Here is a 21463-nt window from a genome sequence, read left to right as displayed (position 1 = left end):
AAGCTGATTTGGCAACAACTATGCTGATTTGGCATAGTTCCCGATAAAGGGCTGATTGAACAAAAGACCGTCCCTACCGAATTAGGGGCACAAACGCATTTGGTTGCGCGCCATATCGGCCTTGGGCGTTATGCCAAGCAGGTATGATCGCGTTTCCCGATTAAAATCGGCGAGTTGTCATGGGGGGCTTAGGCGATAATATTTGCCAAAATGATATCGGAATTCCACCCGCCTTATCGCAGGAGCCTCCATAATGACTAATCGATTTTCGTTGGCAGTGCACGGCGGTGCGGGCACTATTTTGCGTCGTCAAATGACCGCAGAAAAAGAAACGGCCTATCATGCGGGTATCAAGTTGGCGCTTGAGGCTGGCTATGCGGTGTTGGAAAAGGGCGGCGATGCTGTTGATGCGGTCGTCGAGGCCGTCTGTGCCCTGGAAGATAATCCATTGTTCAATGCCGGGCGGGGGGCTGTTTTTACAGCTGACGGCAAACATGAAATGGACGCGGCCGTGATGGAAGGCACAAATCGTCATGTTGGGGCAACGGCCGGCATTTGTGGCCCGCGTAACCCGGTCAGAGTTGCCCGCCTGATTATGGATCAGTCGGAACATGTTTTCTTTGGTGCGGATGCCGCCATCAAGATGGCCCGTGACGCTGGGTTACGCTTCGAAGAAGATGACTATTTTCATACAGAGGTCCGCTGGCATGCTCTTCAGGAAACATTGAAGCTTCGTGCCGAGGGTAAGGAAAGCGATGATCCGGCACGGCGCCATGGCACGGTCGGGGCGGTTGCATGTGATGCCAACGGTAAACTTGCCGCAGCGACTTCTACCGGCGGCATGACGGCAAAGGCCCCGGGCCGGATCGGGGATTCACCGGTCATCGGCGCGGGCACCTTTGCCGATAATCAGACATGTGCCATTTCGGCCACCGGCCACGGTGAAGTTTTCATTCGGTATTGTGCGGCACATGAAATCGCAGCGCGCATGCGCCATCGGGGTGAAAGCCTTGCCGTGGCTGCTGATCACATTGTGATGGAAGATTTGGGTAAAAATGACGGATCAGGTGGCCTTGTCGCGGTGGATGCCAACGGCAACGTTTCCATGCCGATGAATAGCGAGGGCATGTATCGCGGTGTTGTGACCCAGGATGGCCGGTTTGAGACCTTCATCTATCGAGATGACGAACCGCATCAAGGTTAAATCACCTGTCCCTGATCGAGGGCCTTTGACACGGTCAACTCTCGGTCAGGGTTTCCCATAGCTTGCGGGTGATCAAACGTTTGGTGTCGCTTTTCCGGTAAATCTGAATGTCGAGTTCGTGGGTCCAGTTTGGGGCATCAATCTGAACCAGTTCCTTACGATTTAATTCGGCTTTCGCGCAGCTTTCAGGAACCAGGGTCAGTGCCTCAAATTCAATGGCCATGCGTTTTACAAATTCAGATGTCGGGCTTTCGCTAATGCGTTTTAACCGTTTTGCTGTGCCGGGATTTTCCCCGAAAATCAGGGACTCAATCTCCGAAAAATAGCCGTTTTTCGAATAGCCGACATATGGCACCGGACCGCTTTGGCCGGGGTGCGCAACCGGATCGCCATTTGCATCGCACGGGGCAACCAGAATCATCTTTTCGCGTGCGAGCGTTAAGGCGCGAAACTGCGTTGTATCAAACAGAACCGGAACACTCGGGCTGCAATATTGCAGAACAAAATCAATGTCCCCATCAGCAAGATGTCGCACCATATCGTGGAAATTTTCCGTCATGATATTGGAGGTAAATGGACCGATGGATTGCTGAATTTCTTTAAGCCAGGCTGGAATGAAGCTGATACTGAGTGTGCTCGCTGCGGCAATGCGGATATCGGGGCGCGCGGCATGTTGCAATTGATGAAACTGCGCACGGTCACGGTAAATATCGTGCAGCACAGTTTCTGCCGTGTCGCGAAATAGCCTGCCTTCTTCGGTCAATTGTATCGGATATGTTCGCCGATCAATCAGATCGGTTCCGATCCAGTTTTCAAGGGCGCGAATGCGGCGACTAAAAGCCGGCTGTGTCACATTGCGTTCTTCGGAAGATCGCGAAAAATTCCGGGTTCTGGCGAGCGAAACAAAATCTTCAAGCCATTTTATTTCCATCTCGAGGCCCTTGATAAAGCGATTAAAGAGGGGACTGCACAATTGTCATCACAATAACAGCGATCAGGCTGAAAGGGGAACACTGCATGTTGGACGGGATGATTGGATCGTTCTGAATTTTTTCAGTTTTTTAGTCCAGAGGTGAGGGTGCATTTCGAGAAATCATGAAGGGGGAATGCAATGTCCTCTGACTGATGTGTCTATGAGGTGCCGTCTTAACCGAGCACGTTTCATAATGCTCGCTTCCAACGACTAGTTTAACTTTTCTTTTGGCCTCAAGAATGTTGTTAACATAAATTTTGATGCTGGTAGCTAGTGGAGCGTACGATCAGAAATATTTAGAAAACCGTTCTGTGAAACCATGTGGTATTCGAAAAATCGAGTATCAAAATATAAAGAATATCTCGGAAAAGTATTGATACTATTGATTGTTACATGTCCTCAAAATCTGTTTCACTTAGTGATTGGGAGTTCGATTCTCCCCGGGGGGCACCATCGCTTTTCCCAAAAGATAGAATGACAAAAATTGCGAACTTGGTGAGACAGGCTGATCGCCTGCATGTTTTGCCGGAGCGGCAACCGATCATGTCAGGTGTTCGATTGATCGGTTGCCGCTCATATTCCTTTTGACGATCGCCGTTTTAAGCCATTTTTTTGTTGGCATTAGAATTGCTGTTCCCTGAGTCCTTATCAACTTAGGGAGGAAAAAATGCAAAAAGCAAAAATGCTTGTCTCTGCATCCATGATGCTTGGTCTTATCGGCGCAATCGGTACCGCTTCGGCCGATGACCGGTTCACATCACCGTTTGGACCTGATGATCAAATCGGGGCAGCGAACTATCTCACTTCGGAAGTAACACTTGCAGCCAGTAAGCTGATTTCCGAAGGCAAGGTCTATTCACTGGGGATGGAAATTTCACGTGATACGCCGGCCTTTGCACCACGTGGTGTCGCTGTGACGGTTTTCTCGCCCGGACAAAGTGGTAACAAAACAATCGGCAGCAATGCGGGAACCTATAACGATGACATGTTCACCGGCTGGCTCGGTGTCGGGACACAGATTGATGGTCTGGGCCATCTGGGTGATCATCATACCTATTATAACAATAACCACGCCGAAGACATGGTCGCAGCCACCGGCCTGACCAAGTTAGGCATCGAACATGTGCCGCCGATGGCAACACGTGGTGTCTTGCTCGACGTTGCTGCGGTAAAGGGGACGGATCGTCTTGAAGGCGGCTATGTCATCACCCTTGAGGACATCATCGCGGCTCAAAAAGCTGCGGGTACCGAAATTCGCAAGGGAGATGTGGCTCTGATCCATACCGGATGGCTTGATTTGGTCGGGAAGGACAATGAGCTTTACGGAACGACCGAACCGGGCCTTGGTCTGGAAGCAGCGGAATGGTTGGCAAATCAGGGTGTTGTGGCCGTTGGTGCCGATACATGGGGGCTTGAAGCTGTTCCCCATGAAGATCCCAGTGCTTTCTTTCCGGTCCATGTGAAGCTTCTGGCAGAAAACGGTGTCTATATTCTTGAAAATATCGTCACCCGGGACCTGGCCGCAGACCGGGCGCACGAGTTCCTGTTCGTTCTCGGGCAGGCCAAGCTTAAGGGCGCTGTACAGATGATCATCAACCCGGTTGCCATTCGTTAAGCCGATCTGATCATTTTGATAACTTTAGAACCGGCGGCCAAGCGACCAAACAGGCCGCCGGTTCTTGTGCCACGATACAAACCGAAGTTTGCAAACGGGCAAATTAATAAACGCTGCGATAAATCGCCTCGATTTCCTCGGCGGTCATGTCGCGCGGATTGCTGTCGATCAGGCGATGGATCTTGGTAAAGACTTCCTCGGCCATTTCCGGCAGGGACTCTTCGGTGACGCCAAGATCGCGCAGGCGGATTTCAAGACCGCTGGCCGGGACCATTTCCTCGATCCTTTTGACGAACGCCTCGGCGGCGGCGTCTTCGCTGTCGAAATCGACCTCTTCGATCAGGCACGGGGCGAGTTCGGCATACAGCTTTTTCGCGGCTGGCAGGTTAAAGCGGATCACCTGCGCCATGACCAGTGCATTGGCATGACCATGCGGGATGTGGAAACGTGCGCCCAGCGGATAGGCCAATCCATGAATGGCGGCAACCGATGCATTGGCAAAGGCCATCCCGGCAATCAGCGATCCCTGCAACATGGCAGAGCGTGCTTCCTTGTCACCCGGATTTTCAATCACCTTCATAAGGTTTTTGCCCAGCAGCGAAAGGGCGGTGACCGCCATGCCATCGGCAATCGGGTTCTTGCGCGTCCGGCTGGTATAGCCTTCGATTGCATGGACCATGGCATCAAGGCCCGTGGCCGCTGTGACCTTTTTTGGCAGGCCATAGGTCAGTTCCGCATCAAGAAGGGCGATATCGGGCATCAGTTGCGGGGTGTAGACAACCTGTTTGAGGTGGTCGTTATCGGTAATCACCGACACCCATGTAACTTCCGATCCGGTCCCGGCGGTGGTCGGGATCTGGATCAACGGCAGGCGATCACCGGTTGCCTTGTCCACCCCATAGATCTCTTCGATGGCCTGATCGCTGTTGGCAAGCAATGCAACCAGCTTGGCACTATCAAGCGAGCTGCCGCCGCCAAGACCGATTACGCCATCCGCCTTCCAGTCACGTGCACCGGCAATGGCGGCTTCGACAATTTTCTGGGGCGGGTCGGCTTCGACCTCGGAAAAGACCTGAACCGCGATACCGGCGGCCTCAAGTGCATCTTGCGCTTTTTGCGCAAAGCCCAGTTTGACGATGCCGGGATCGCAGACAATGGTGACACGGCTGGCGCCGAGTTCCTTCATCAGGATACCGGTCTTGGCAATGCCACCGGCTTCGCAGACGATGCGCGGCACGCTTCGGAACATGAAACTCATGATGTGTCTCCTTATCCGGGATCAGTTGGCATTCCCGGCGAGACCGCCGAGGCACATATATTTAATCTCGACGAAGTCATCGATGCCGTATTTCGACCCTTCGCGGCCGATACCGGATTCCTTAACCCCGCCAAACGGTGCTGATTCGGTCGAAATGATGCCTTCGTTGATGCCAACGATGCCGTATTCAAGCGCCTCGCCAACCCGCCAGATGCGGCCGATATCACGGGCATAGAAATAGGCCGCCAGACCAAATGGCGTGTCATTGGCCATGCGAATGGCGTCGTCTTCGCTGCTGAACTTGAACAGTGGTGCAACCGGACCAAAGATTTCCTCGGAGAAAATCCGCATATCCGACGTAACCCCGGTCAGGATGGTCGGGGTAAAGAAGTTGCTGTCCGGTTTGGCCCGATCACCACCCAGAACAGCCTTTGCTCCACGAGAAACCGCGTCTTCGACCAGTGCTTCGACCTTTTCAATCGCCTTGGCATTGATCAGCGGGCCCTGTGTGATGCCTTCTTCCGTGCCCAAACCGACACGCAATTTGCCAACTGCCTCGGCCAGTTTGGCGGCAAATGCGTCATAGACACCTTCCTGAACCAGAATGCGGTTGGCACAGACGCAGGTCTGACCGGCATTGCGGTATTTCGAGGCAATCGCGCCTGCAACGGCCGCATCCAGATCGGCGTCGTCAAAGACAATAAACGGCGCATTGCCGCCAAGCTCCAGGCTGACTTTTTTGACGGTATCAGAACATTGACGCATCAAAAGTTTGCCGACTTGGGTAGAGCCGGTGAAGGACAGCTTGCGCACGATCGGGTTGGCAGTCAGTTCACCACCGATTTCCGCCCCGTGTGATGCGGTGACGATATTGATTACGCCATCGGGGAACCCGGCGCGTTTGGCCAGCTCGACCAGTGCAAGCGCGGTCAGCGGGGTATCTTCCGCCGGTTTGATGACGACCGTGCAACCGGCGGCAAGGGCCGGGGCACATTTGCGCGTGATCATTGCCATCGGGAAGTTCCATGGCGTAATCGCGGCAACAACACCAATCGGTTGTTTGACGGTGATGATGCGTTTGTCCGCCCCATGCGACGGGATAACATCGCCATAAATGCGTTTGCCTTCTTCGGCAAACCATTCAAGGAAGGACGCGCCATAGGCCACTTCGCCGGATGCCTCGGCCAGGGGTTTGCCCTGTTCGCGGGTCATCAGCAATGCTAGGTCGGCCTGTGCCGCCATGCAGAGGTCAAACCATTTGCGCAATACATTTGCACGTTCCTTGGCGGTTTTGGCCCGCCAAGTTGGAAGGGCGGCATTGGCGGCATCAATCGCACGATTGGTTTCGGCCGCGCCCATATCGGGCACATCGGCAAGATGTTCGCCGGTGGCCGGGTCAACAACCGCAAAGGTCTTGCCGCTGTCGGATGCAACCCATTTGCCGTCGATATGCCCCTGGGTTTGCCAAAGGCCAGTATCATTTAGCTGGATGGTCATGGTGGCTATTCCTTTTCGTTACAGCACGGCGGCATAGATCGCGCGTGCGGCGTCGAACGTCATTTCACGCGGATTGTTGATCAAAAGGCGTTCCACCTTCATCGCATCGGTCGCCAGCATGTCGAGATCGCTCTCCGCCACGCCGACTTCGCGCAAGGTGCGGCTGAACGGCATGCGTTCGACCATGTCGGTCATGAAAGCAATGAAGCGATCACAGGCAGCATCGTCATTAGCGAACTTTTCATCCGGCAGAATGGCGCGGGCGAGTTCGGCATATTGCGATACGGCCGCATCCCGGTTGAATTTCAAAACCTCGATCAGGACCAGCGCATTGCTGTGTCCATGCGGGACATGGAAATGCCCGCCGAGAGGATAGGCAAGGGCATGAACCGCTGCGACCGGGGCATTGGCAAAGGCCATTCCTGCCAGCATGGACCCCTGAAGCATGGCTTCACGGGCTTCGCGTGACGGGGTGGCAGAAACCGCATCATCGATATGGGCGGTCATCAGCTGCATCGCGCGGATGGCAAGTCCGTCCGACAGGGCATTTTTCTTGTGCTTGGTGGTGTAGGCCTCGATGGCGTGCACCATGGCATCAATGCCGGTCATGCCCGTGATCGGGGCCGGAAGGCCCATGGTCAGTTTGGCATCAAGCAGTGCGATATCGGGATAAAGCAGGCTGGACACCACGCCCTTTTTCTCGTGCGTCGGCGTAGTAACGATCGAAATCGGCGTGACTTCCGAACCGGTACCCGCCGTGGTTGGCACCTGAATAAGCGGCAGGCGCGGGCCCGTCGCCAGACCGATGCCATAGATCTCGTCAAGTTTCTGATCCTTGCCACACAGAAGGGCGACCAGTTTTGCGGTATCAAGCGATGAACCGCCGCCAAGGCCGATGACGATATCGGCCTTGAAGTCACGGGCACCTTTGACCGCGGCAAGAATGCTTTCCTCGGGCGGGTCTGCCTGAACATCAGTCCAAAGCAGGGTTTCAATCCCGGCTTCCTTAAGTGCTGCATAAGGGGCGTCGGTCAGGCCAACCTTCTGCAAGCCCGGATCGGATAGAAGAACGGCGCGTTTCGCGCCGAACTCCTTGCACAGGGTGCCGAGTTGCAAGGCACCGTCGAACTCGCAGATGACGCGAGGGGTGGTTTCAAACACAAAGTCTGACATGGGGACCTCATCTTTTGACATGTCTGTTGTCGGGGCTGTCGTCGGGATCAGGCGGTTTCCAGTTCAGCCTTGGAAACGGTGCCACGTTCGATGCGATAACTGCCCGCCACCAGATCGGCGGAGTGGCTGTCATCAGACTCAGAGATCAGAACGCACAGCCCGCTGCTGCCAAGATCGGAAATGACTTCCGACAGGCGGCGTGACAGGACCGGTGCAACTCCTTCGAACGGTTCATCGAGCAACAAAAGATTGCGACCGGGCATCAATGCACGCCCGAGCGAGACCAGTTTCTGCTGACCACCGGAAAGCTGCAGCGCGCGGCGATCCCGGAACTGGGCGATTTCCGGCAGCAGATCATAGACCCATTTCAACCGTTCCGCGGCGTCCGCAATACCGTTGGTCCAGGCCGGAAGAAGAATGTTTTCCTCGACCGTCAGGGACGGGATCAGACGGCGATCTTCGGGCATATAGCTGATGCCGGCTTTGGCACGGGCAAAGTCAGCCATCTTGCGCAGGTCCTGCCCATCAAAGGTGATGGTGCCCTGATCTGCGTCCAGAAGGCCCATGATGGCGCGCATCAGCGTGGTCTTGCCCGCCCCGTTATGGCCGATCAGGCCAAACATCTTGCCGGACGGCACCGAAAGCGAGACATCGCGCAGGATCGGAATATTACCGATCGATACATCGAGATTACTGATTTCCAGGGTCATGATGCGCCATTCCCTTGTTTGGTGGTGGGACGATGGCCGGTCACAAGATCGCGGACCTGCTGATCGGCCAGAACAGCCGCAGGTTCGCCATCAGCAATGATTTCGCCGCTATAGAATGCCAGAACGCGCGAGACATAGCGTTCGACCACATCCATGTCATGTTCGACAAACAGCACGGTTACGCCATGCTGACGCACGGCATTCATGACCGTATCCATCAGGTCGGTTTTTTCATCCACGCTGACACCACTGGTCGGTTCATCAAGCAGCAGCATCTGAGGATTGCCGATCAACGCCATGGCGATATCAACCAGTTTACGCGCACCCTGCGGAACGGCGGTTACCAGTGAATCGCGATAATTGTCGACACCGAATTCCTTAAGGATTTCCTCAGCTCTGGCGATGCGGGCATCGCTGCGAAGGGGGCTTAGGAAACTCGGACGGGCGCTTTCGGCCGCAGCCAGCGCGACAATCAGGTTGTCGAGCACGGTCATTTCCGGGAACAGCTGCGCAACCTGGAAGGAACGCGCCATGCCGGCCCGGGTGATCGCACGCGGGGAATGGCCCATGATGGATTTGCCATTAAACAGGATCTCGCCGCGCGTCGGCTTGAGATAGCCAGTCACCATGTTGATGAAGGTCGTTTTGCCAGCCCCGTTGGAGCCAATCACACCAACCACTTCACCCTTGTTGATCTGAACGTTCAAATCCTTTGCGGCGATGACCGCGCCGAATTCCTTGTTCAGCGAACGTGTTTCAAGAATGCAGGTCATGCCCGTTCTCCTGTTTTTTCACGGCTGACCAGGCTCCACAGCCCTTTGGGCAGGAAGATAATGACCGCAAGCAGCGTGAAACCGAGGATCATCTGCCAGGTATGGGGAACGAATTCGATGGCGTAGGTCCGCACGAACGAGAACACGATGGCCGCAATAAACGGTGCTGCCACGTGGCCCAAACCACCCAAAAGCGCGATGAAGACAAATTCACCCGACGTGGTCCAATAGGCCATCTCCGGATCAACGTGGCCGGTGGCAAGGGCCGTCAGACCGCCGCCAAGGGCCGATACCGCCGCCGCAGCAACATAGTTGCCATAAAGCAACCAGCGCGGTGACAGACCAAGATATTCAACACGGACTTCATTTTCGCGAACAGCTTCGCAAATGACGCCAATGCCTGCCTTGGTATAACGATGGATCAGAACAGCAACGATCAGACCAGAGACCACAGTCATGGTAAAGACGGTGTGCTGGCTGCCAGCGCCTGCTTCGGGGGCCCAGCCAAACAGGGTCCAGTCATGAACGTTAAAGCCGTCCGTGCTGCCCAGTTCCTGACTTTTGACAAGGATGCCAAACAGGATCATCGAAAATGCCAGCGACAGCATGGCAAAGAAGATTTCGCGATAGCGCGTCAGCAACAGACCCAACAGCATGGCAACAACGATTGCGACAAACATGCCAAGTGACAGGGCGGCAATCGCATCATGAATGCCAAAGAACTGACCGCCCATGCCAACGGTGTAACCACCGATGCAATAGAACAGGCCCTGACCAAAGGATACGAGGCCGGAACGCATCTGCATGACGACGCCCTGGACGACAAGTGCCTTGGCCAGTGCGATGGTCAAAAGAAAGATCAGCCAACCCGGCGAAACGAAGCCGAACAGAACGCAGGCAAGCGCGATCAGTCCGAGCGAGATTTCAGTTTTATCAAGACGCATGTCAGATTTTCCTCGCCAAAGTACGACCAAACAGGCCCTCGGGACGGAACGCCAGAACCAGTGACATCACGCCATAAATGACGAACAGTTCGAATTCAGGGGCATAGTGAACGGCGGCTGCACGGCTTAGCCCGACCAAAAGGGCACCAACAGCGGCCCCCCCGATGCTGCCAAGGCCACCGATAACCACCACGGCAAAGGCCAGAACGATCACCTCGATGCCGATCCCCGGCACGACAGAGATCGCAGGTGCAGTCAGCGCACCGGCAAGTGCGCCCAGTGTGGTGCCCAGAACGAAGGTGATGGTGAACATCAGTTTCACGTTCACGCCCATGGCAACCGCGATTTCGCGGTCATGGATCACTGCACGCAGGACCTTGCCCTGGTTGGTGCGTTCAAGCCACGCCCACAGGCCAAGCCCGAGCAATGCGGATACCCCGACCAGGGCGACGTCGTAATTGGAAACCTTAAGCAAGCCGAGCGATGTTCGCCCAAGCTCGGAATAAGGCTGATAGGCGAAATACGGGCTGACACCCCAGACGATTTTCATACCGTCTTCAAGGATCAGAAGAAGGGCATAGGTAATGATCACCATCAGGATTTCGTCGCGGCCATACATGAGGCGCAGCAATCCGCGTTCGACGATCACACCGACAATCAGACCGGCAACCAGCGCGGCACCAACCAGCAACAAATAGCTGACCCATGCCGGGCCCATGCCGTTGTTGAAATACCAGCCAACCAGTGACGCTGCCGAATAGGCGCCGATAGCATAAAAGCTGCCATGCGCCATGTTCAGGATGCGCATCACCCCGTAAATCACGGTCAGGCCGGCAGCCACAAGAAACAGCCACGATGCATAGATCGAGCCATCAATCAGGACGGCAAGAAGACTTGTCATCACAAATATCCAGTGTGCAGGGAAAGGGGCGGACATCCCAAGGTAGACGGGATGTCCGCAGGATCAGGAAGCTCTGTGAAACAGAGCGGGCAACTTAGTTACATTTAGCGCCCGGGAAGCCGTCTGCGATCCAGTCCGCAGCAGCAACACCTTCCGGGGGTGTTACGCATTCGCCATCAAACGAAACAGCGTTCTTGATCGAGGCAACGCCATCTTCGTAGTGGTATTCACCATAGGTGATACCCTGCATGGCCTGATGACCATTGCCGCGTGCCATTTCAACCGTGCCCGAAACCGACTCAAAGGTTGCACCTTTCATCGCAGCAGCAAGTTGCTCTGCCGACGGGATTTCCTTATCGGCGACACCGGCATTCTCGGCGGCATACTTCAGACCCAGGATCGCCTGGGCCATCTTGGTTGCCGGATAGACCGGCTCAAGGTCATAGGCGTTCTGATAGACACCCTCAAACCAGGTGTTCAGTTCGTTGTCCGGGGCAAATTGGCCAAACGGGCCACGTGCACCGATGATCATGCCGTTCGGGGCCTGATCCTTGTAGGTAGCAAAGGATGCTTCACCGCAGGTCAGAAGGCCGGTGGCGTCTTCAAGCAGGCCACGGGCATTTGCCTGCAGAACCAGTGCTTCCATGTCACCACCCCAGAAGGAGCTGTGAACGATTTCCGGGCGTTTCACGGACAGGGCAGAGATTTCAGCACCGTACTGGCCCTGATAGATTTTCGGGAACTGTTCTTCGACAACTTCTGCTTCAGGGAGGAGTGCCGATGCAGCGGCGGTGAAGTCAGCCCAGCTGTCCTGACCCCAGGAATAGTTCTGCTGGATGCCGGCAAGACGGGTAACGTCCGGGCGGGTCGCGGCAAGGTAACGAACAGCACCGATGTTATCGACCGATGCGTCAAGGCCGGTACGGAACATGTAGGCCGCGTCCGGGTTATCCGCAAACAGACGGGGAGTACCGCAATCATATGCGATGGTGAAGGTTTTCAGTTCTTCGGCAACCGGCGCAATTGCCAGGCAGTCACCCGACGAAACATAGCCGATGACAGCATCGACTTTCTGACGCTGAACAAGGTTGCGGTATTCTTCAACCTGCTTGGTTGCACCACCGGCTTCGTCGATGATCACGGCTTCGATTTCAGCACCATTGATGCCGATCTTGTCGTATGGTGCGGGCAGGTTCCCCTTGTTCAGCTCTTCAACAAGAACCTTGGCGGCATTTGCCGACGGAACGCCGAACGGACCAGCTGCCGGACCGGACAGGAAGGTCACGATCCCGACGCGGAATTTGCCGTTCTCAGCAGCCGATGCAGAACCGGCTGCGCCAGCTGCAAGGGCAAGCGCTGCGACGCCCGATACAAGGTATTTGCTGAATTTTGATTTATTGTTCTTCACTATTTCCTCCCTTGGGAAAGGTCATGGAGTTGGCGGTGGAACTGCCTCCGACCCGCCGGCCACGGCATCGCGGCGACGTTTGACCATCTCTTTTGATGGTTTGAGGTCTTCGGCATCGTAGATCGCCCAGTTCCCCACCATCAGTTTCGATGGCGGAAAGTCTTCGTTGTGGACGACCGTGCCCACGGCTTGCGCCTGGACAATCTGGTGAGTTTCGGGATCGATATAGGATGCAAATCCCGGCGGATCTTCGGGCAGGGCCAGTTGCAATCCTTCAAGTGCGGCGATGAGCGCGCGGTCATCATCCACGCCGCCAGCCTTTTCAATGGCGCGTGCAATTGCGATGATCCCGGTATAGGCGCCTTCGGCCGCATAGGTCGGATAACGCCCGGTCATGTCGTGAAACTGCTTGACGAACCGCTTGTTACGTCCGGTGTCGGGCCAGTTATTGTGATGGCGCGCTGACAGGATCAAACCCGGATAGGGCTGATCGCCAAGGGCCATCATCACATCGTAATTTGCACCGGTATCGAAATTGGCCAGACGGGTGGTTTCAAAGAAACGGGTTGATGCCGCCTGCTTGATAAAGGCGATGAAATCCCCGCCCCAAAGGGCTGTTACGACCACGTCGGCCTTCGCCGATTGCAGGGCGTTGATGTAAATCGAATAATCAGGCTCATAAAGCTTCGGCCACAGGTCGCCGACGGTCTCATATTCGACACCCAGTTCATCAAGGGCGAGTTGCAGATCCGTCCAGGAAACATGGCCGTAATCGTAATCCGGTCCGACAAAGGCAAGGCGTTTCCAGCCGGTTTCCTTTTGCAGATCGCGTAAATAACGCGCACCGGCGGCCATCGACGTCCAGCTGTCATTGGTGACGCGGAAGTAATAATCGTGGCCGGCCTCGATGCTGAGCCGCGATGACGCATGATCGGTGCCGACCATGATGATCTTTTCGTTCTTGGCAAGATCGCTCACGGCGTGGGCCACACCCGATGACACGATGCCGCAGAAGAACTTGGCATTGTCATTGGTGATGAAATCCTGTGCCAGCCGGACTGCATAGGATGCCTTTGATCGCGGGTCATCGGCGATGACGCGCAGATTGGGCACATCCAGGCCGGATTTTGCTTCGGCTTCGAGGTCCTGAAGGGCGATTTTGATGCCGGAAATACTGTCGCGGCCATAGGTGGCCGACCGTCCGGTCATCGGGTACAAACAGCCGATGACAGCATCTGCGTTCTGTGCAGATGCGCCCAGCTCAAAACGTTCTGCCTGTGCGGTATTGGCCGCAAACAGTGCGAACGTGGCTACAATAATGGTGATGCACCCGGAAACCGGGTGTTTGAGCATCTCCATGACTTTCCTCCCTGCGAATGGTTGTTCCATCCGCGTTTGTACCTTTGTCTCGGTATTCCGCAAAGGCTGTGCCAGTTGCGAAATTTCGGTGCAAAGTCAGGAAAGCCGCACGATTGACCGTTTTGGGCCAAAATCATTGAGCGGTTTTGAGCGCGAATATGAGCGTTAGGCGCTCAAACAGCAAAACACCCTTGAGCGGAAACCGCTCAAGGGTGCGTCGGAAATGCTTCGGGTTGGGGGTAAGTTATTGCAGCCCCAGCCTTTGTAGTCGGCGTTTCAGGGCATGACGTGAAATACCAAGTATTTCTGCCGCACGGCCTTTGTGACCGTCGGCCTGATCAAGCGCATCTTGCACCAGATGACGCTCGGTGTTGTCCATGCGGTCCTGCAATTGCGCATTGCCATCCGAAACTCCGCCATGCCGATCATCCGGGTTATCATCCGTTACGTGGAATTCAGCCGGCAGCAGATCCGTTGAAATCTGTTTGGACGGATAAAGAATGGTCAGACGCTCAATCAGGTTTTTAAGTTCGCGCACATTGCCGCGCCAGCGATGATGGCGCAGCAGATCAAGGGTTGCATCGTCAAAATGGATCGGATGGCATCCTTCGGCCTTTGCCTGATGATCGGCGAAATGGTCGACCAGTTTGATAATGTCCTCGCCGCGGTGGCGCAGTGCCGGGATATCAATGGTGATGACGTTCAGGCGGTAAAACAGGTCTTCACGGAAATTGCCCAGACGAACTTCCTCGGCAAGGTCGCGGTTGGTCGCGGCAATTACGCGGACATCGGCCGATGCGGAATGTTCGCTCCCGACCGGGCGATAGTCGCCGTTTTCAAGGAAGTGCAAAAACTTCGCCTGCAGCGCCAGCGGCAATTCGCCGATTTCATCCAGAAACAGACTGCCGCCATCGGCAAGACGGACAAGGCCGGTGCGTTTCTGATGCGCACCGGTGTAGGAGCCCTTTTCGGCGCCAAACAGTTCGCTTTCGATCAGCTGTTCCGGCAGGGCGGCACAGTTGACTTCGATAAAGGCGTTGGAAGCACGCGGGCTTTGGCCGTGAATGGCACGCGCAACCAGCGCCTTGCCGGTCCCGGACTCCCCTTGCAACAGGATGCGGCTGGCACTGCTTTGTGCGACACGGTCGATCGTTGTGCGCAATTCGCGCATCGGCGCGCATTCGCCAATCAGACCGTTGGTCGGGACATTGCGCTTGCGGTGGTAATCAAGCTCAAGTGCGGTGCGGTTCTGATCAAGGGTGGTGTTGATCGTGTGGATCAGCTCATCAAGTTCGAACGGCTTGCTAAGGTAATCGGCCGCACCGAGTTTGACGGCCTTCACCGCTGCACGCGTGTCACCATGGGCCGAAATCATGATGACGGGCACGTCGATATCAAGTTTGCGGATGCTATCAAGGACCTCCATGCCATCGGCACCGGGCAGGCGCAGATCAAGCAGGATGATATCGAACTTGTTTTCACGGACTTGCAAAAACGCATCTTCACCGGAATGGACGCCGGTGACATCCATGCCTTCGGTACGAAGCGCAAAGCTTAGTGATCGGACGAATGATTCCTCATCATCAACGATCAGAATCCTGATCTGGCGGGGCATTTTTCGATGTTTCCTCCTTTGAAGTTTCCGATTTCGTTGCCGGGAACTTCAATGTGATTGTCGTGCCCTCTTGCGGGGCACTTTCAATATTGATTGAACCGTTATTTGACTCGACCAGTTGTTGGCTGATTGTCAGGCCAAGTCCGGTTCCTTTGCTTTTCATGGTAAAAAATGGCTGCACGACGTCAAGCAAATGCTCTTTGGGGATGCCCGAACCATCATCGGTGACGCGGATCTCGACCTGATCCTGGTGGCGTTCTGCGCGCAGGCTCACCGTGCCGCGGGGCTGGCAGGCCTGAATGGCGTTGATCCCGATATTCAGCAGGATCTGCAGCACCTGATCCGGATCGACAAAGATCGTCAGGCGGGAATCGCCGCTGGTGTAAAACCGCACCTGGGCCTCTTCGGCGACCGGGGTCAGGACGCGCGATGACTGTCGGAACAGATCCCGTATTTCGGTTTCCTGCGGGCAGGCTTCACCGGGTCGGCCATAGGCCAGAAGATCATTGACCACGCGTGACAGCCGATCAATCTGGTGGCCCATATCATCCAAAAGTGTTTTGCGTTCGGCATCGGGTTCCTTGCGCACAAGGGCCTGAACGGTGGTTTTCATCGTGGCCAGCGGATTGCGGACCTCATGCGCCACACCGGTGGCAAACTGGCCCAGAACGGCAAGCTTTTCAGCGCGCACTGTCCGATCAATCAGGTCTTTAAGCTGCCAGGCCATGGTATTGAAGGCCTTGGCGACCGTGCTGATTTCATCGCGACGGCGACCTTCTGGCAGGCGGTAATACAGATCGCCTGATGCAATACTGTGTGCCCCCTGAACAAGTGTATCGACCCGTCGGCGCAGGCTGCGCGACAGGGCAAAAAAGATCGCCAAAATAACCACAATGATGACGGCGGCTGTCACCGTCAGCCAAAAGCGGGTTTCATCAATCGGTTGCAGGATGGTGCCCGGTCGAACACTCATCACAAGGTTCCAGCCCGGAAGGATGCTTGGACCTTCGATCAGTTCGCTAGTGACCTCGGTCGGGCGCCCGGTGGCATCAAGAACAATACCGCCCGGCGTGCGCAAAAGCGGATCAATCACGCCCGATACCCCGGCACTTGCCAGAAGCTCGGTCAGGGATGCCAGGCGCACATGCAGGGCGACAGACGTGTTCTGCCCCAAGCCGGTATCGCGAATGTGTGCGCGCATCAAGATCCAGCCGGAATTGCCATTTTCAGGCAATTTGGGGCCGATAAACTCAATGCCTTCGTGCTCGACACGCGGCAGGCCGGAAATATCCCAGCCGTTTTTCGACCAATAAGGCGGGCCGGATGCGGCTTGGCCGGCGACCAGACGATCAAGATTGTCGTACCAGTCAAAAAACAGCACACCATAAAGGTCAGGCGAATCTGCCTCAACGCGAAGTAGGGTCAGGGCCTCTTCCGCCTGCGGGGAGTTCGGCGCTTCAATAAAGGCCGGCAGAGCCGGGTGGTTTGACAGCGTAACCAGCTGATAGATGCGCGCATCAAGAAAGGCAGAAAGCTTGTTTGATGTCGCCGCGACCTGCGCACTGAGCCGTTCGCCTGTCAGACGGTCAATCAGTTCATTGGAAAAGCGCTGATAAAAGAAACTGAGTGCCAGAAGCGCGCACACGACAACACCGACCGATAACAAGGTATATCGGCCAACAAGGCTTAGTCGTTGATTTCGGGACCAATGAAATCCGGCCAAAAGCGTTCCCTTGAATTAGGACTCGGTTCTCGAACTATAAATTGGCCCACGTGCCAAAGAAATGTCTTTAATTTAGATGCTCGAGTTTGACAGCAAAAAGGCATCCAGAGATTTAGCGATGCGCCATGCGTGCCTGACAGCAGGCGCGTGTGACACGGCCCCATTCCATTACTTGCGCCAGACATTTCTCATAGCGGCTGGTTTGATCGGCTGAAAGTCGATCCGCGAGTTCCGTCCAAAGTGCCACGCCATAGGTTGCAGCGCTGATTTGCATATAGTCTTGGGCGAATTTTTCAGGCGTGTCGCTGGCGATGATTTCTGATGTCATCTGTTGCCAGTATGCCAAAAGCTTCTTTGCTAGCTCGGTATCACCGCGAGAGCCCGCGATCAGGTCGCTGATCAGGGCCTCGAACGCCTTGGCACTTGCGCCGTCCTTGTGGCGGGTCAGGCGACCGGCAAGGGTCAGGGCATGAATGCCGTTTGTGCCTTCGTAAATTTGGCAGATGCGCGCATCGCGCAGCGTCTGTTCCACCCGGTATTCGCGCAAATATCCGTATCCACCAAGCACCTGTATGCCGATCTGGGCGGCTTCAACCCCGGCATCGGTGCAGAACGATTTGCAAATCGGGGTCAGGAATTCGATCAGGTCGGAATTTGTACCCGTCTCCATCAACGCAAAGGTCTTATAGGCCATCAACCGACCGGTCATCGCCAGCATGTCCTGGCGGGCCAGCATGCGCGCAACGTCGTGATGCTGATCGATGGAAATCGGTTGGCCGGTTTTTCTGTCGCGGCCCTGCTTGCGCTCCGCGGCATAGCTTTGGGCGATGTGATGGGCGCGGGTAGCGTGCGCCACCCCCTGCAAGGCGACATCAAGGCGGGCATGGTTCATCATGGTAAACATGCACATCAACCCCTTGCCAACCGGGCCAATCGGGGTGGCGGTTGCACCGTCAAACGCCAGTTGGCAGGTGGGGGAGGCATGCAAACCCATCTTTTCTTCGATCCGGGTGACCGTGACGGCGTTGCGTTCGGTCTCGCTCGAATGTGACGGACAGAGAAAAAGCGTCAGCCCCCGAACCCCGTCTTCGCGAGTACCGGTCCGCGCCAGAACCAGATGCAGGATTTCATCACTCAGATCCTGATCCCCACCGGAAATAAAGATCTTCTCCCCGGTCAGCACCCAACTGCCATCTTCTTGCTGGCTTGCGACCGTGCGGATATCTGAAAGGTCTGAGCCTGCTTGCGGTTCGGTCAGGCACATGGTGGCAAGGTGGCTGCCCGACGCCAGTTTGGGAAGCCAGGTCTGGCGTTGGTCATCGGTGCCAAATTGTGCAATCAGCCTGGCGGCACCGGGGACAAGTCCGGTGACCATCTGAAAGGAATGACAGGCCCCGGCCAGTATTTCGCTGATCGCGCCACAGACGGTGGCCGGGGCACCCTGACCACCAAATTCCACGGCCAGGGAAATCGACTGCCATCCCTGTTCGACATAGGCCTGATAGGCGTTGATAAAACCCGATGGCATCCGGACCCGGCCATTTTCGATCCGGCAGCCTTCCTGATCGCCCGGCTCGTCAATCGGGGCGATGACGTCTTCGGCAAAGCGGGCAAAATGATCCAGAATTTCGCGGGTGATTTCCGCATCAAAGCCGTGTTCTGCGGCGTGGTTTTCATCGCCGGTCACTGACAGGGCAAACAGAATATCGTCAATCGGCGCTTTGAAGGGGATCACGACGGCGTCTCTTAAGCTTGCGTTTCCTGATGGAGTGTCAGGCGAATAACCTTGTCTTCTGACAAGGCGGCCTTGACCGCATCGGGCACGGCAACCGCAACCAGACTTGCCGGATTGTCCGGGTTGGCCTGCCCCCAGACGCGGGTTTGCGATCCTTCAAGCAAGGTGGTTTCACCCAGCGTAAAGCGATGCGAAAGGTCAAACGATTTGCCGCCCCAGCGTGATACTTCGACGTGATGCACGATCAAGTCCCCGACCCGGGCCGGCGCCATAAAACTGGCATCACCACGCACAAGTGGCGTTCCGCGAAAATCCGCATCCTTTGCGATCATGGTGGCAAGGTCGAACCCGGCAACCGAAAGCAAGGCCAGAAGGCCGCCTTCCATCCAGTCATAAAAGTTCGGGTTATAAACAATCCGGGCCGGATCGCAGTGACCCCATTCAACACGGATTTCACGGGACAGTCGCAACATGGAACCTTACCTGATCAAAGCGTTATTTTACCTGCTGAATACGGATCAGCATCTCTACAAGGTGTGCGCGTTCTTCGGGATCAAACCCTTCCAGAAGCTTGTCTTCGTGCTTTTGAACCGCGCGGCTGGCCTCAAGGAAAAGCTCAATCCCCTTTGCAGTGGTGCGCAGCGCATAAACACGACGATCGGTTGGCACCTTGTTGCGCACAATTAATCCGCGCGCCTGAAGTTCATCGACCATCACGACAATGTTTGACCGTTCCATGGCAAGAGCCCGCGCCAGATCGGTCTGACTGATGTCTGGGTTTTCATTGATGATGGCAAGCGCGCTGTAGGTCGTCGGCTTCAGATCAAGATGCGTCAGGCTGGCGACAAAATCGCTATGGATCGACATATAGGCACGCTTGAGGTTATAGCCGACAAAGCCGCGCAGCGGACTGTCGGGCGACAATCCCGCAATACCGGTATCCGTATCGTTTTTCTTCTTTTTGTTTGCTTGCAACGGTGTCTCCATCTTTTTAGACGCGGCTATCCTGTGACGATATCCACCAGCCAGAATGTCAGTACCGGGAACGCGACAATGATCGCGATGCGCAGGCACTCGACCAGCAGGAACGGCACCGCCCCGCGGAAAATCTTGCGGGTCGGAATATCGGGTGCCATCGCCGATATCATAAACAGATTAAGCCCGACCGGGGGTGTGATCATCCCCAGTTCAACAACAATCAGGGTGATGATACCAAACCACAGCGCCTGATGGGTCGGGTCCATCCCGAAATCCATCGCCATAAAGGCCGGGAAAAACACCGGCACGGTCAAAAGGATCATCGACAGGCTGTCCATGATGCACCCCATGACGATGTAAAACAGGATCACCACCATCAGAACCGTCATCGGCGCGATCCCGGCCGTGCCGACCCACTCGGCGGCCATGGTCGGCACCCGCGTCAGGGCAAGCGCGACATTAAAAAGATCCGCGCCAAAAATGATGGCAAAGATCATCGCCGTGGTTCCCGCAGTCTCGATCACGCATTCAAAAAGGCCCTTGATCGACAGGCTGCGCATCAGAAAGCCGGTCAGCGCGATTAGCACCACACCAACAGATGCCCCTTCGGCCGGGGTGAAAACACCGCCATAAATGCCGCCCAGAACGGCAATGAAAACAAGCGCAACATGCCAGATCCCGCCAAGCGACCTGATGCGTTCGCGCATCGGAAGTCCCGCGTGGGCCGGGCCTTCTTCAGGGAACAGGCGAACATAAACGCCAATCGCCAGGATAAAGCCAAGCACGGCCAGAAGTCCCGGAATGGTCGCGGCCAGGAACAGTTTGACAATGTTCTGTTCGGTCAGAAGCGCGTAAATAATCAAAACCACCGACGGCGGAATCAGAATGCCAAGCGTGCCACCCGCGGCAAGTGTTCCGGCCCCAAGTGCGCCGGAATATCCGTGGCGCCGCATTTCGGGCAAGGCCACCCGGCCCATGGTGGTTGCGGTCGCAATCGAGGACCCGCAAATCGATCCGAACGCCGCACAGCCGGCAACCGATGCCATGGCAAGTCCGCCCCGCCAATGACCAAGCCAGGCGTTGGACGCGGTAAAGATTGCGCGGCTGATGCCCGTCCGGGTGGCGATCTGCCCCATTAGGATAAACAGCGGAATGACCGCAAGGTCATAGGAAATGTACTTATCGACAATCGCGGTCTTGAGATAAGCCGACAGCGGCATCCATCCCGACAGGACCACATATCCGCCCGCCCCGACAACGGCCATCGCCAATGCAATCGGCATGCGCAGGAAAATAAGCGCCAACAGGATGACGACCATAATGATGCTGATTTCAACCGGGCTCATTGTGGGGCATCCGTTTGCGATGGGGTGGTCGGGCGAACAAACTGTTCGATGACGTTCGACAACGCGGTCAGGGCTGAAAGCCCAAGTCCGAACAGTGCGAAGCCGTAGATAATCCAGGTGGGCATTCTCAAAAGCATGCTGCGGTCGTTATAATCAAACATATCAATCAGGCCGTAAGCGACCCGCCAGGAAATAATCACCCAGCCACAACAGAACAGGATCTCCCAAAGTTGATCCAGAATGGTGCGGGT

General features: G+C 55.8%; 19 protein-coding genes. 2 read left to right on the top strand and 17 right to left on the bottom strand.

From position 1 onward, the window contains the following. The first annotated feature begins 253 nt into the window (after window positions 1-253). Entirely contained in the window at window positions 254-1204 is a 951-nt protein-coding gene (locus B3Z49_RS05570; protein WP_296988725.1) for an isoaspartyl peptidase/L-asparaginase family protein, read from the top strand. A gap of 34 nt (window positions 1205-1238) precedes the next feature. Here B3Z49_RS05570 and B3Z49_RS05565 read toward each other — a convergent pair whose 3' ends face one another. Further along, on the bottom strand, window positions 1239-2135 hold the full coding sequence (locus tag B3Z49_RS05565; protein ID WP_296988723.1) for a LysR family transcriptional regulator: 897 nt from the start codon (window positions 2133-2135) through the stop codon (window positions 1239-1241). Window positions 2136-2844: 709 nt separating this feature from the next. On the opposite strand from B3Z49_RS05565, the gene B3Z49_RS05560 reads away from it, so the two are divergent. Further along, window positions 2845-3792, top strand: coding sequence for a cyclase family protein (locus B3Z49_RS05560; RefSeq protein ID WP_296988721.1), 948 nt, complete (start codon window positions 2845-2847; stop codon window positions 3790-3792). A gap of 103 nt (window positions 3793-3895) precedes the next feature. Here B3Z49_RS05560 and B3Z49_RS05555 read toward each other — a convergent pair whose 3' ends face one another. The 16 genes from B3Z49_RS05555 to B3Z49_RS05480 all read right to left on the bottom strand — a co-directional run. Beyond that, complete coding sequence (locus B3Z49_RS05555; protein WP_296988720.1) at window positions 3896-5050, bottom strand: iron-containing alcohol dehydrogenase; 1155 nt, start codon at window positions 5048-5050, stop codon at window positions 3896-3898. A 21-nt stretch (window positions 5051-5071) separates the two neighbouring features. Beyond that, window positions 5072-6547: an NAD-dependent succinate-semialdehyde dehydrogenase gene (locus B3Z49_RS05550; RefSeq protein ID WP_296988719.1), complete on the bottom strand. Its 1476-nt coding sequence runs from the start codon at window positions 6545-6547 to the stop codon at window positions 5072-5074. 18 nt (window positions 6548-6565) lie between these two features. Next, entirely contained in the window at window positions 6566-7720 is a 1155-nt protein-coding gene (locus B3Z49_RS05545; protein WP_296988718.1) for an iron-containing alcohol dehydrogenase, read from the bottom strand. Window positions 7721-7767: 47 nt separating this feature from the next. Beyond that, the gene (locus B3Z49_RS05540) at window positions 7768-8430 is read right to left on the bottom strand and encodes an ABC transporter ATP-binding protein (protein ID WP_063089116.1); all 663 of its coding nucleotides are present in this window, start codon (window positions 8428-8430) and stop codon (window positions 7768-7770) included. Next, the gene (locus B3Z49_RS05535) at window positions 8427-9203 is read right to left on the bottom strand and encodes an ABC transporter ATP-binding protein (protein WP_296988715.1); all 777 of its coding nucleotides are present in this window, start codon (window positions 9201-9203) and stop codon (window positions 8427-8429) included. Before B3Z49_RS05535 ends, B3Z49_RS05540 begins: the two co-directional genes overlap by 4 nt. Then, on the bottom strand, window positions 9200-10147 hold the full coding sequence (locus B3Z49_RS05530; protein WP_008889929.1) for a branched-chain amino acid ABC transporter permease: 948 nt from the start codon (window positions 10145-10147) through the stop codon (window positions 9200-9202). The genes B3Z49_RS05535 and B3Z49_RS05530 overlap by 4 nt, the downstream gene beginning before the upstream one ends. A gap of 1 nt (window position 10148) precedes the next feature. After that, window positions 10149-11048 (bottom strand): branched-chain amino acid ABC transporter permease, encoded by a 900-nt coding sequence (locus B3Z49_RS05525; protein ID WP_008889930.1) that lies wholly within the window; start codon window positions 11046-11048, stop codon window positions 10149-10151. A 94-nt stretch (window positions 11049-11142) separates the two neighbouring features. Then, window positions 11143-12456, bottom strand: coding sequence for an ABC transporter substrate-binding protein (locus B3Z49_RS05520; protein WP_063089113.1), 1314 nt, complete (start codon window positions 12454-12456; stop codon window positions 11143-11145). A 21-nt stretch (window positions 12457-12477) separates the two neighbouring features. Beyond that, the gene (locus B3Z49_RS05515; RefSeq protein WP_296988713.1) at window positions 12478-13815 is read right to left on the bottom strand and encodes an ABC transporter substrate-binding protein; all 1338 of its coding nucleotides are present in this window, start codon (window positions 13813-13815) and stop codon (window positions 12478-12480) included. Between the two features lie 244 nt (window positions 13816-14059). After that, complete coding sequence (locus B3Z49_RS05510; RefSeq protein ID WP_197146669.1) at window positions 14060-15430, bottom strand: sigma-54-dependent transcriptional regulator; 1371 nt, start codon at window positions 15428-15430, stop codon at window positions 14060-14062. After that, window positions 15399-17153, bottom strand: coding sequence for a sensor histidine kinase (locus B3Z49_RS05505; protein WP_296988712.1), 1755 nt, complete (start codon window positions 17151-17153; stop codon window positions 15399-15401). The genes B3Z49_RS05510 and B3Z49_RS05505 overlap by 32 nt, the downstream gene beginning before the upstream one ends. 112 nt (window positions 17154-17265) lie before the next feature. Then, the gene (locus B3Z49_RS05500; RefSeq protein ID WP_296988711.1) at window positions 17266-18888 is read right to left on the bottom strand and encodes an acyl-CoA dehydrogenase family protein; all 1623 of its coding nucleotides are present in this window, start codon (window positions 18886-18888) and stop codon (window positions 17266-17268) included. Between the two features lie 11 nt (window positions 18889-18899). Then, the gene (locus B3Z49_RS05495; protein WP_296988710.1) at window positions 18900-19361 is read right to left on the bottom strand and encodes an acyl-CoA thioesterase; all 462 of its coding nucleotides are present in this window, start codon (window positions 19359-19361) and stop codon (window positions 18900-18902) included. A 22-nt stretch (window positions 19362-19383) separates the two neighbouring features. Beyond that, window positions 19384-19863 (bottom strand): MarR family winged helix-turn-helix transcriptional regulator, encoded by a 480-nt coding sequence (locus B3Z49_RS05490; RefSeq protein ID WP_158586134.1) that lies wholly within the window; start codon window positions 19861-19863, stop codon window positions 19384-19386. A gap of 26 nt (window positions 19864-19889) precedes the next feature. Continuing rightward, the gene (locus B3Z49_RS05485; RefSeq protein WP_296988709.1) at window positions 19890-21212 is read right to left on the bottom strand and encodes a TRAP transporter large permease; all 1323 of its coding nucleotides are present in this window, start codon (window positions 21210-21212) and stop codon (window positions 19890-19892) included. Continuing rightward, on the bottom strand, window positions 21209-21463 hold a 255-nt coding region (locus B3Z49_RS05480; RefSeq protein ID WP_296988708.1), incomplete at its 5' end, for a TRAP transporter small permease subunit. The genes B3Z49_RS05485 and B3Z49_RS05480, both read right to left, overlap by 4 nt.

This window comes from Thalassospira sp. UBA1131 (genome assembly GCF_002311515.1).
In the GTDB taxonomy this organism is placed as follows: Bacteria; Pseudomonadota; Alphaproteobacteria; order Rhodospirillales; family Thalassospiraceae; genus Thalassospira.
This window is presented reverse-complemented; position numbering and strand designations above follow the sequence as displayed.